Here is a 12,409-nt window from a genome sequence, read left to right as displayed (position 1 = left end):
TTTTGCTAATAAACATAGCAAAATTATAGATGATTTCCTGACCTAAGATCACATTTTATTCTTTTTTCCACTTCAATCTAAGAATTGAGAAAAAAGCAAAACCCTCCATTATACCATAAAAAAATTATGCAAGAGGTCTATTATTTTCTACTCCATCCGCTTCAGAAGGATTATACTCTGTTAGAATTGGAACCAAACCATGGGCGGCATAGGCGGCAAAGATAGTGGATTTGCCTAAATCTCTTGGAAAATGGCTATAATCTAAAAAGCCCCCCCGTGAAGTTAACATCAATTCACTAACAATCTGATTAGACTGAAATCCCATAGGGATTATCTCTATTCCTTTGAATTGACCTTCTGTGGTACTCAAATCACAGGGATAACCAACATCATAAATGCGTTCAATGCCTAAAGCTTGACAGGCTTTTAGGAGATTTTTACTGAATTTTGTATAAACTAGGGGACGAGTGTACTTGGAACCGAAAACAATAAGGTATGGTGGGCGATCCTTGAGAGGAAGAATACATTGAGGTTCACCCATAGTAGAAAAATTTGGTAAGCAAATAACTTCGGTTTTTCCAGTTAATCGTGAAACTATATTTTTAATTCTGGAAGTAGTAGTCACGGTTAAATCAGCTAATCTGAAGATTTGATAAGAAGTTAGTAAAAATCTGAAAGCGGGGAAAATTATCCCTTTTCTTGTGTAAGTTGCGTTGAACTCATGGACTAGGATAATTAATTTAAAGTCTCTAGTTTTTGTGAGATTTTGTAATACTCTCAAGAGCCAATCGGGAACATCGTAGTATCTAAAGTTATAATGTAAGAGAACCCCCAAACAATCTGGAGTTATCAATGAAGACAAAACACTGGAAGCATCTATATTCTTGAGAGATTGATAGTCGATCAAGCGGTTTACTATGCCAGTTTCAGAGCTAATTGCTTCAGCTAAAGTAACGTTGAAATCTTCATGACACCTTGGACCAATGTGTATAATTTGTTTTTGATTGACTGGTTCTGTTGTGTCAAACATGGATTCCTTCACTCAAGCAAAATTCTAGATGTTTTTGTAAACACGACACCAACACGGTAAGCGCATCTTAACAATCCTTGGCAAAATGAACTTTATGTGGGTTGCTTACCCAGAGGGCGATTCAAGCATATTTGAGGAGAATTTGCCCCCTCAATGTTTAGGCAACAACCGAGCAAATGGATCGAGTTCTTAACCATTTCAATTGATTGCTATCACTCGAAATGCCTACAAGCCAATCCTATCACAAAATTGCCCAATTGTCAATAGCGTTTGGGATGCGCTCACCCTGCTTCATGTTCCTTCAGCAGCTTTTCTGGAATTTTGCGGATTACGAAGTTGATGGGGGGTTGTTGATAACTCATGGGAAATAAAACCAGATTAGTAAAGTATCGCACGATAATTAGTCATGCTTTCCAGAGACTTTTGATTTTGGTCTTGATGCCATTGTATAACTCCTCGAAGAAAAGATTCCAGAAATAACCATACTGGGGAAATCTTTTGACTAATAAAGCATCGGAAGGAAAAAGGATTCTTAGGCTTTTCATAGAGTAGGGTTTGACTATATATCTTATTTGATTGGGTTCGGGCATCCAATGGCCGATATATATATCTTTTTGAAAAAACTTCGCTTGCAGAAATAATCCTAAAGCTCTATCAAATCCCCAGAGAGGCAACCAAGTTAAAATTTCTCCTATCCTCATGTTGCGGACAAAATCATCTAAGGCTTCTTTCACTAAGGCAGTCTTCCAAATATTATTATTGAAAGGTTCTAGATGACAGCCATGAATATCTTTTCTTTTGCCGTAGGGCCATAAAGCTAGTCTTAACTCGAAAGGATTATCTAGGGGAGCGATAGGAACTTCCACTAAATCTTGGTACTTATCTTGTCTTTTTCTAGAGATATTTAACTGATTGATAGCGGGTAGCTCCGGCCAAGGAGCTTTAATTCTTTCCTCATCGAGATAATCAATTTTCTCCTTATAGAGACGCAAGAGCCAACTTTGGGGAAAATTATCAAAGTAATCTTTCGCTAAGGCAACCACCTGGGGATGCAAGAAATCATCATCATCGAGAGCCAACACATATTGACCGGAAGCATTGAGAAGACCGACGGCCCTCTGGGCTGTTTCTCCCTGATAAAGACTATGAAAAATTTTCACTCTGGGATCTTCTAGGGAAGGGGTAACGGCCCCAGGAGGATAAACCAAAATAAATTCTACTTCCCCTTGAATGGTCAGAAGTTGTTGCAACCAATATTCGGAAAATTTGCCCAGAGTTGGAGTAACGATTGATAGAATTGGTGAGTTGGTCATGATTAGCTGACTATCCCTCTTTTCCTAGTCGATAAAGTACATATTTTTTGGGAACTTCCCTGAGATTGGTAATCACCAGATTCCACATATATCCATACTGAGGAAAACACTTGACTAGGAAAATTTCTGATAAAATACCATAGCGATTTAGTCTTCTATATTCGGGGGGATTGTTCTCCATGCGTAACTGTTCTGGAGATGGCATGAGATGACCGATGATTTTTCCTTGGCCCTGCTCGAAAAACTTAGCTTGAAGAAATAAACCCAAAAGACGATCTAAACACCAAAAGGGAATATACTTAAACGGACCCATTAATGGTAACAAACTAACGATATCTTTGCAGGTTGCCTGTACCATTTGAGTGAGCCAGACTTTTTTATCAAAATTTTCAGTATGAGGGCCGTGGTGATCTTTTCTTTCGCGCACAAAGCACATCAAATCTAACTTTCTTTTGTCAAAAGGAACGATGGGAATTTCCTTTAAGTAGCCACTTCGATCTGAGCCATCCTGATTTTTGGAGCTTTTATCCCACACCAGTAGTTCTTCTATCTGGGGCAGCGGTTGCCAGGGAGCAGTCAGTTCTTTTGTTTCTCCATACTGAAATCGCTTAGTACAGAGTCTCATCACCCAGCTATCTGGAAATCGCTGGAAATACTGTAGAACCATGGTCAAGATATCGGGGTGAAGAAACTCATCACAATTAATGGTTAGTGTGTAAGGTGCTGTCGCATTCATCAATCCACTAATTCTTTGAATAATTTCTCCCCGCAAGGGACTGACTATTTGCTGTACCCTGGGGTCGGACGTGGGATACTTAGGCGCTCCTGGTGGATGAACCAAGATAAATTCTACTTCTCCCTTGACCTCGGTCAGCGCATTAAACCAGTGGTCAGCAAATCCTTCTCTAGTCGGAATAACAATTGATAGGCTTGGTGTTGACACCTTGTCCATGATAAAAAAATTTTTCCTCTATTTTCTGATGCCATTGTATCATAGTTCTCCAGCAACAAGGAAAATTTCTGGAAGATCAGAAGGCTGAGAGGTCAAGAGTGGGAATTCAAGAGAAATAAAATCTATATTCAACTTGTTTACCATCCTAAAATCTGATTTCTAGTTTTTTTTATTCTTGAAAAATTAATCATGCCCAAAATCCGAAGCATTGGTAGTCTGATAAGCTTATATAGCAAGCATAAAGGCAAATATTAACTAATATAAAATTGTGCCAAATTTCCCCCACTAAATCAGCATTTCCATGACTACCCTTTTTCCATTCCTCTTTTTCTACTTGACTCAATTGGCTGTAGAAGGGCAATTAATAGACAAATATTATCCTCCAACCACTCACTCTAGCCTTCCTTTCCTAGCGGTGGGCTTATATACTTGCCATGTAAACGTTTTATCTAGGATTTGCTGAAGTTGATGAGCAGGTATTAGTGTCTGTGCTTCACCTTGACGAGAAAGGCTGTAAATAGCAGTTTCCTACTGTCTTTTCACTGATTACTGCTCACTGATTACTGCTCCCTGAAAAAGGCTGACGGCTATAAAACGGGGACAGGCAATTGACGCTCCCGTCGCGCTCATGGGAGGGATTCTTGATTCACCGAGTCCACTTAGACTAAGTACCTTGCGATTCTCAACCCAGAGGTGGTTCTCTCCTCAAGCGTTAACTTTGGGTGCGCCCCACCCTAGTTGTATTTCTACAAAATTTGCTTTAATTGAAGTGTTAGCTTCAAATACTGCTTTGTCTAGTTCCTGCAAAGATTTTACCTACCTACAGGTAGAAACTAGAACATTAGGTAGAACCCCATATCTTTGATTGTCAAGGTGCAGATAGCATAGTGATTAGACTACATGGATTTTTCAAGCGGTTGTTTACCCTAGCCGCTATACTTATATGGTAGCTATTTTTCGTGAGTCCTTCAAGACCTTTAAATGAAAAAAGACTGCCAAGGCTAACGACCCCAAAAGAAGAGCAAGCGCACTTCGGAATACGCAACTAGAATGCCATTAACAATGTCAGAAGTCATTCGAGATTTCGCTCTTGAGACTAGACACTTATTTTTAGCTGTGGTTCGCTGTTCTATACTGGCCTTTGTTTCATCCCATCGGTAAAACCGAGGGTCTTCACCCGACATTGCAAATAAACCTTTTCTACCCCGGGAGAAAAACCTAGCCATTGACGAGATAAACGAGCAAAAGTGTCAGGATCACCGCTAACTGCGAAGTTGGTAGGTAGGGGTGTTTCGGGATTTTTTAGACCTAATAATTCTAGTTCTTTTTCCGCCGCTCGGACAACGGCAGCGGCGGGATCTACCAATCGCACGGAACTAGGTAAAAGACGACGCAAAACCGGGGAAAGATGGCGATAATGGGTACAACCATAGACCAGAGTATCAATATTTTCTGCCAGTAAAGGCTGAAGATATTCCCTAGCCACTTGTGTGGTGTAGGGGTCAAAAATGCGGTTAGCCTCGATCAAAGGGACAAATTCAGGACAGGGAATTTGCCAAACTTGGGCAGTAGGATCGATTTCTTGAATGGCTTGTTTATAGGCATTACTTTTAGCCGTAGCTGGGGTAGAAATAACCCCAATGCGCTTTCCTTGTTTAACGGCAGTTTTGGCACCGGGTAATATTACCCCCAAAATTGGTAAATCTTTAAATTCGGCCTGTACTTCTTCTAAAGCCAAGGCGGAACTGGTATTACAAGCCATAATCACCATTTTCACCCGGCGCTCGCTCATCCAAGTGAGAATTTCCCGGACAAATTCGATAATTTCCCCTTTAGAACGAGTTCCGTAGGGAAGTCTAGCGGTATCAGCGAAATAGAGAATTGATTCTTGGGGCAGTTGTCGATACAACTCCCTTAAAACTGTCAGTCCACCCACACCACTATCAAACACACCAATCGGACTAAGTTGTGATTCTCTCATAGATAATATCGAGGAAAACGCTGATCTAAAATAGCTTTATTTGATGATATTAAAACACGGATTTTTTGATTAGTAAACTAATGCTCCAATCATTTAATCATTAACGGAGATTTCGTTGAATATATTCAATAATCCCCCCTGCGATCGCCGCCGCCATTTGTCGTTGAAAGTTGGCATTGGCTAATTTAGCAGCATCCTCAGCGCCGGTGACGAAACCCACTTCCACGAGGGTAGAGGGCATTTTCGAGGTTCTCAGCACATAGAAACGGGCCCGACGCACCCCCCGATCGCGCATATCGATACTACGGACAATATTGCGATGGATAGTATCCGACAACCTGCGATCGCCGAAGTAATACACCTCTAGGCCATTGACATCCGGTCGTGCTTTACCCATAGAGTTAGCGTGGATACTGACAAATAGATCGGCATCGATCCGGTTAGCCAGATCCGTGCGACCTTGCAGGGTGACAAAAAAATCACTATCTCTGGTGAGACGCACATCGATGCCCTGTTGTTGCAGAATGCGGGTAACTTCTAGGGAAATGGGCAGAATCACGTTTTTTTCCTGAAGGCCACCAATTCCGATCGCCCCCGGATCCTTACCACCATGGCCCGGATCGATCACCACTAGAAAGCGGCTATTGCGTTGTTGGGGGGGATTAGGAGTGGGGTTAGAGGGGCGCGGCGGTGGGTTAAATTGCCCCGTATTGGGGGGTAAAGGAACAGGGATAGTAGTGGAGTCAGGAACCTGAGAAAGGGGGCTAGAATTGCGGGAGGAAAGCAATTCTAGGGCTAGGGTTTGACTGTCCGATTGAGTTAATTGTCCCAGTTGAAAACCCACGGCCGTCTGTACCAAAATCAGCACCTTATTGGCGCTTTCCTGACGTACCCGCAATTGATAGATAGGACTATAGCGGCCGAAGCGCGGACCGCGAAAAGACTCGGCTAACTTAGCATTTTCGATGCGTAGTTCATAGACACCATCCCGGTTAACACTGCCGTTAGCTTTCAGGGGTAAATCCGCGCGAATTAAGAGGCGATCGTTATTGCCCGTCAGATCGATCGAGGAGATCGTGGCCAAACGATTGCTAGAAGGGGGATTATTGGCAGTTTTCGGGGGGGGATTGTTGGGACGAGGATTGGGATTGGTGGCGCTAGTGGGGGGAGGTGAGGAGATATTATCCACGGCACCCAGACCACCCCTAGGCAGTAAAACCAAGCCACCAAAACGACTATAGAGAGCTTGCCAATCGGGACTATCTCTATTAACACTCAGGGAAATCTTAGCTCGTTGATTGGCGGTCTGACTGAATTGAATATCGCCGACCCCATAGCGATTGACGGGGATAGTTTGACCAGTGAGACTGCTGGGTAAAGTGGCACCGGGTAATTCAAATTCGATTTTTTTGCCGTCCCGGCTGCGTTGACTGCGGATCGATCGCTCATCACCATTCTGCTCTAAACGGACAAAAAGACCATTGCGAGTGACCTGAAAATCATCGTTGTTGTCCGTCCGGCTAACTGGAGGTGGGGGAGTGGGACGGGTGGAACCGCGATCGGGGGGAGGTGTGGGGTCAGGGGTAACGGGTGGTTGCGTTTCCTCCCTAATCGGTTGGGGAGCTGGCAATTCCACTGTCCATTGGGTGGGCGAAATTCCGCGAATTTTTACCTGTTGAGGATCGACGGTGTAGCCGGGGGCCAATTCAATCACTAAACGGGTAGTTTCCGCATCAAATTGACCAATACGGACACTTCTGACGATATTGCTAATGGGCCGGTTAATATTGGGTTGCCCTAACTTGATCCCGGGCAGATCGATCACGATCCTGGTGGGGTTAGTGATCATTTGCGCTCGCGGTTGCACTCGATTGTCGGTAGTGAACACCAGACGATTCTCATTGGTGTCGAATCGCCAAAAGACGAGCTTGCCAGCCCAAGCAGGGGCTGCCACCAGCAACCAAGTTAATGCGCTTAGGAATAACCAATGAAATCTCACGATCGATGCTCCCGTTGCTCAGTTATCAATTACCTTTTTTCGGTAAAAATGGACTATTTTGTCGATTTTTGGCCATCCATAGCTCCGTTAATGCTCTGAGAATGACTATCAATAAAAACAAGCTTATGGGACGTTGGCATGGTCTGCTATGTTTCTGATCAGTTATCAGTCATCAGTCATCAGTTATCAGTTATCAGTTATCAGTTATCAGTTATCAGTCATCAGTCATCAGTTATCAATGAAAAGACAGTGCTGTTAGTGCCACTTAACACTGCTACTGGTAACTTATACACTGCCACTGGTAACTGCTCACTGCTCACTGCTCACTGATTGAGGGCTGCCGGTGGGTTCTTTAAATACTAACCTTAACAGGGGCGGAGCGATAAAGGTAGTCAAGATCACCATCATAATAATCGCCGCATCGGTAGCGGGGGATAAAGCACCACTAGCAGCACCGACTCCGGCAAAGACTAAACCCACTTCACCCCGGGGAATCATGCCAACTCCGATCGCCAAGCGATTGAGTTTTTCCTTGCTGAAAACGGCCAACCCCGTCACCACTTTACCAAAAATAGCGACGACAATTAGGAAAGCAGCCAAGACTAATCCTTCTCGATTGCTGGGAATAGCGGGATTAAGGACACTTAAATCGGTTTTTGCCCCCACACAGACGAAAAATATCGGTACAAATAAATCGGCGATCGGGAACACTTGTTCTGCCAATTCCGATCGCTTTTCCGTTTCCGCTAGAACCAGGCCTGCGGCAAAGGAACCGAGAATCGCTTCTAATTGGATAACTTGGGCAATATAAGCAAGAATAAAGGCGAAAATCAGGGAAACTAAGAGCAATTGTCCCCTAGTTTTCATGCTATTAACTAATTGAACGTAAAAGGGGCTTAAAAAACGACCGATCAGGATCGCCCCGATTACAAAAGCGCTAGAACTAATAACTAAATAAATTACTTTGCTAATTTGCACTTCTCCAGTCTTCACCAAAGAAGCAACGACAGCGAGGACGATAATACCGAGAATATCATCGAGAACCGCTGCCCCGATGATAATTTGACCTTCTTTCGCCGATAACTGCCCTATTTCTGCTAAAACCTTGGCGGTAATGCCGATACTGGTAGCGGTTAAAGCCGCCCCGGCAAAAATAGCGGGAATGGTGGCCAGATGAAAGATATAGATTAAACCCAAAGTACCCACCAAAAAGGGAACCGCAACCCCTACCACTGCGACAGCAGCTGCCTGTGGACCGACGCGAATTAATTCCTGTAAGTCTGACTCTAAACCAATCTCGAAGAGCAGGATAATTACCCCCAATTCCGAGAGGACGGAAATCACCTCACTGGCAGCACTAAAAACGGCAGGAGATTCCTCCGGGGTGAGGGGAGAAGTGGATTCTAGGAAATGAATGAGGAGAGAATCCTCGAATACCGCCCCACCTTCTGGAAAAACCAGTAATTTTAGGGCAGAAACCCCGATAATCACGCCACCGACTAATTCTCCTAACACGGGGGGCAAGTTGAATCGGACGCATATTTCCCCCCCCAGTTTACAGGCGAAATAAATAACGGTCAAACTCAGCAGCACGCAGGCTAAAACTAAGGCACTATCAGCAGTTTCGGCTGTAGCTGCCGAGGCTAACAGGGAAATGTTAAAACTCCAAGCGGAAGAAAGGAAAGGCTGTAGTATCATCGCTCGCTCAAAATTACTCTCAATACTCTAACAAGCTTGCGGCTTATTCAGTTATTCCCGATCAAAGTTCGCCCCTTGTCCCCCAGCAAGGTAGGGCTGGAGGAGATTCAGCTAATCTAAGGATAGGCGGTTAAAATGCGTCTTAGTTTATTAGCATCAAAATCTCTGTTTGGCAATCTAACTACCCACCGGTGCGTGAGTCTGGGTGGGTACTCATGGGGGTTCGTTGAGTTAGCGCATTACTTTAATAATAATAAACGCTGGGGAGATAAAGTAACAGTCCAAGGCAAAGCTTGCTCCTTAATTTCTAACCATTTATCCTTATATAACTCTGCTTGGATATGAAAATCGCGGTCGTGGTTGGAGGGTTGATTAAGTTTCAGATAGAGAGTCACCCGATGGGGTCCTTCAATGGCATTAGCTAACCAACAGAGAAAAGTATTAATATCGCCTAAATCTCGACCAAAAATAATTTGATGAGCGCGAATTCCCGTATAGGCTAAATAGTCGGGAATCCCGGGGACGGTGTGTAATTTAACATCCCAATCAATCGCCTCCAATTGTTGATTATTAATAATTACAGCACGGGAAAAATTCTTACAGCCAGTAATTTTTGCCAAACTAACGCTATCTGGTCGCTCAAAAATTTTCTGTTTAGAATTATTAGCAATTGCCCGCCCTTTTTCCATAACTAATAAATTCTCGCATATTCGATAGGCTTCATCCATATTGTGGGTAACAAAAATTGTCACGCCATCGTAATTACTTAAAGTTTTGATCATCTGACGTTCTAATTGAGCGCGTAGATGGGTATCAAGGGCAGAAAAAGGCTCATCTAATAATAAAGCTTCCGGACGACTAGCTAAAGCGCGAGCGATGGCGACCCGTTGCTGTTGTCCCCCCGATAATTGATGAGGATAACGGTTTTCCATGCCAAGTAACTGCACTAATTCCAATTGGTTGGCAATCTGCTGTTTAATAACTTTTTTAGATAAGTTTTTCGAGAGACCAAAAGCGATATTTTCTGCCACGGTGAGATGGGGAAAAAGGGCATAATTCTGCACCACAAAACCGATACGACGCTGACGACTGGGGAGATTAATTCCCTTTTCGGAGTCGAAGAGAATGCGCCCATTTAAGACAATACGACCCCTTGAGGGCGTTTCCACACCAGCCAGCGATCGCAAAATCAGGCTTTTTCCCGACCCCGAAGCCCCTAATAGTCCTAATGGCTGATTTTGGCAGTTAAAAGTGACCAAGAGGTTAAAACCGGGTAAATATTTCTCTATATCGACAAATAAGCCTATTTTATCCCTATAATGCTTATTTTCAGCTGCTAAAAGGGCAAAATCGCGACCCTCCCAGGGTGGCAGCCAGTCCTCCATCTCGTTAGGTTTGCTTTCTCCTGGTCGTCCTAATTGCTGTTTGCGTTGACTTTGCCAGAGATTAACGGCGATAATCCCCGATAGGGAGATTAACATGATAATAAACACCCATATCCAAGCCTCAGTCATCGCTCCTGCTTCCACAGCGAAGAAAATCGCCATCGGGATAGTTTGAGTTTGCCCCGGAATATTACCCGCTAACATCAAAGTGGCCCCAAATTCCCCCAAAGCGCGGGCAAAAGCTAGGGTTAATCCCGCTAATACTCCGGGGAAGGAGAGGGGCAAAAGTAGGCGCCAGAATATTTTCCCTTCCGATGCCCCTAGGGTGCGGGCAACCTGTAGGATGTTGGCATCCACCTGTTCAAAAGCCCCTAGGGTGGTTTTGTACATCAGGGGAAAAGCCACCACCGTCGCGGTGATAATGGCGGCATACCAAGTAAAAACGACGCGAAAGTTAAATAAGTCTAATAACTGTCCTAAGGGTCCGTTTTTGCCGAATAGGAGCAGTAAAATGAAGCCTAGCACCGTCGGGGGCAAGATTAAGGGTGCGACGAAAACTCCCTCGATTAGGGATTTCCACCGTCCGCGATAGCCTAACATCCAATAAGCGGCGGCAATACCGAGAAAAAAGATGATTATCAGGGCAATGGTGGCGGTTTTCAGGGATATCCATAGGGGGGAAAAGTCTGGCATTTTTCAGGGGTCAGGGGTTGGGTTTTGGGGTTTTGGGGTCTTGGGGTCTTGGAGTGTTGGGGTGTTGGAGTGTTGGGGTGTTGGGGTTTTAGTTGAAATTCCCCACTTCCCCATTTCTCCACTTCCCCACTTCTCCACTTCCCCACTTCCCCACTTCTCCACTTCCCCACTTCTCCACTTCCCCTAAATTATCTGGCTATTCCGAAGCCGAATTTTTCAAAAATGTTTTTAGCGGCTGTGCTGGTGAGATATTGGGCGAAAGTCTTGGCAGCTTGCGGGTTTTTACTGGCTTTGATCACAGCTATCGGGTAAATAATCGGAGAATGGAGATTATTGGCAGCCGTAGCCACTACTTTTACTTGGTCGGAAATTTTGGCATCGGTGATGTAAACAATGCCAGCATCGGCGTTACCAGTTTCTACGGCGGCGAGAACATTACGGACGGAGTTGGCCAAGACCAGTTTTGGTTTTATTTGCTCTAAAATGCCGATATTTTTCAAAACTTCTTCGCTGTACTGACCGACGGGAACGCTGCGCGGTTCACCCACGGCAATTCTTTGGACATTACTGTTAGTCAGAGAACGAAAATCACTGATTTTTAGGGTGGAATTCTTGGGAACGATTAAAACTAGGCGATTAGTGAGCAGCTTTCTTCTGGTACTTGTATCGATTAAACCAGCTTTTGCTAAAGCGTCCATTTGCTTAGTGGCAGCCGAGAGGAAAACATCGGCCGGCGCACCTTGTTCGATTTGCCGTTGCAAAGCCCCCGACGCACCGAAGTTATAGTTAACTTTAATGTTGCCATGGGCTTTTTCAAACCCCGGCTTGATTTCTTCTAGGGCCTCTTTGAGACTAGCGGCGGCAGAAACTAGAATTGTCTGGGTTTGCGCGGTGGTGATAGTAGAGGAAAAAAGGTTTATACCCAGAGATAATAAGCAACTAAGGGCAATTGAGCCGATAAAAGCCAGAAAATATCGTCTTTTCATCAAGATTGACAGTAAGCGATCGATATTTATATTTCTATCACAACCAATCCACCGCCCAAAATCTGTATCTAGGGTTTGCGGCAAAAAGTTTTTCGTGGGGTGTGGGGTGTGGGGTGTGGGGATAAGTAGCTGGTTATAATTAAATTGAAGATGGCTCCCGCCTTAATCCCCCCTTAATTTACCCTTAATAAGGGGGGTGTCTGACAATTTTTAACATCTACCCACTTAACATAAATTGACATCCTCGCCGCCCTAAAAGTGCGGCGATTCCTAAACCTCACGATTTAAGTTTCTGCTTCCACCACCGTCGCATACCACAGTTAAAAAACCATGTACTGTCTTACACAGAGTCCACAGACTTTCGCCCCATTT

The 12,409-nt window shown here is 44.2% G+C and carries 8 protein-coding genes; all 8 read right to left on the bottom strand.

Going from position 1 to position 12,409, the window contains the following annotated elements; all coding sequences use genetic code 11:
* Positions 1-124: 124 nt before the first annotated feature.
* Positions 125-1,030 carry a hypothetical protein gene (locus IM509_RS15620; RefSeq protein ID WP_072924184.1) on the bottom strand — a complete coding sequence of 302 codons (906 nt, stop codon included), beginning with the start codon at positions 1,028-1,030 and terminating at the stop codon, positions 125-127.
* Between the two features lie 404 nt (positions 1,031-1,434).
* A complete protein-coding gene (locus IM509_RS15615) occupies positions 1,435-2,343 on the bottom strand; it encodes a glycosyltransferase family protein (protein ID WP_002788401.1) in 909 nt (302 codons plus the stop codon).
* 10 nt (positions 2,344-2,353) lie between these two features.
* Complete coding sequence (locus tag IM509_RS15610; protein ID WP_081417819.1) at positions 2,354-3,295, bottom strand: glycosyltransferase family protein; 942 nt, start codon at positions 3,293-3,295, stop codon at positions 2,354-2,356.
* A 1,129-nt stretch (positions 3,296-4,424) separates the two neighbouring features.
* A complete protein-coding gene (gene murI / locus IM509_RS15605; RefSeq protein WP_002788398.1) occupies positions 4,425-5,276 on the bottom strand; it encodes a glutamate racemase in 852 nt (283 codons plus the stop codon).
* 100 nt (positions 5,277-5,376) lie between these two features.
* Positions 5,377-7,275: an N-acetylmuramoyl-L-alanine amidase gene (locus tag IM509_RS15600; protein WP_072924181.1), complete on the bottom strand. Its 1,899-nt coding sequence runs from the start codon at positions 7,273-7,275 to the stop codon at positions 5,377-5,379.
* A gap of 309 nt (positions 7,276-7,584) precedes the next feature.
* Entirely contained in the window at positions 7,585-8,973 is a 1,389-nt protein-coding gene (locus tag IM509_RS15595; protein ID WP_072924180.1) for a cation:proton antiporter, read from the bottom strand.
* A 239-nt stretch (positions 8,974-9,212) separates the two neighbouring features.
* On the bottom strand, positions 9,213-11,051 hold the full coding sequence (gene modB / locus IM509_RS15590) for a molybdate ABC transporter permease subunit (RefSeq protein WP_072924178.1): 1,839 nt from the start codon (positions 11,049-11,051) through the stop codon (positions 9,213-9,215).
* A gap of 188 nt (positions 11,052-11,239) precedes the next feature.
* Positions 11,240-12,037: a molybdate ABC transporter substrate-binding protein gene (gene modA, locus IM509_RS15585; RefSeq protein WP_052275410.1), complete on the bottom strand. Its 798-nt coding sequence runs from the start codon at positions 12,035-12,037 to the stop codon at positions 11,240-11,242.
* Positions 12,038-12,409: the final 372 nt, after the last annotated feature.

The sequence above is a fragment of the Microcystis sp. M31BS1 genome, assembly GCF_020245285.1.
GTDB classification, from domain to species: domain Bacteria; phylum Cyanobacteriota; class Cyanobacteriia; order Cyanobacteriales; family Microcystaceae; genus Microcystis; species Microcystis panniformis.
The sequence above is the reverse complement of the archived record's forward strand: the minus strand, read 5'-3'. Positions and strand labels throughout refer to the sequence as shown.

What these genes read in the sequence shown, in the direction of transcription:
- IM509_RS15620 (WP_072924184.1), bottom strand. Translation starts at nt 1,030, where the DNA reads ATGTTTGACACAACAGAACCAGTCAATCAAAAACAAATTATACACATT.
- IM509_RS15615 (WP_002788401.1), bottom strand. Translation starts at nt 2,343, where the DNA reads ATGACCAACTCACCAATTCTATCAATCGTTACTCCAACTCTGGGCAAA.
- IM509_RS15610 (WP_081417819.1), bottom strand. Translation starts at nt 3,295, where the DNA reads ATGGACAAGGTGTCAACACCAAGCCTATCAATTGTTATTCCGACTAGA.
- murI (WP_002788398.1), bottom strand. Translation starts at nt 5,276, where the DNA reads ATGAGAGAATCACAACTTAGTCCGATTGGTGTGTTTGATAGTGGTGTG.
- IM509_RS15595 (WP_072924180.1), bottom strand. Translation starts at nt 8,973, where the DNA reads ATGATACTACAGCCTTTCCTTTCTTCCGCTTGGAGTTTTAACATTTCC.
- modB (WP_072924178.1), bottom strand. Translation starts at nt 11,051, where the DNA reads ATGCCAGACTTTTCCCCCCTATGGATATCCCTGAAAACCGCCACCATT.
- modA (WP_052275410.1), bottom strand. Translation starts at nt 12,037, where the DNA reads ATGAAAAGACGATATTTTCTGGCTTTTATCGGCTCAATTGCCCTTAGT.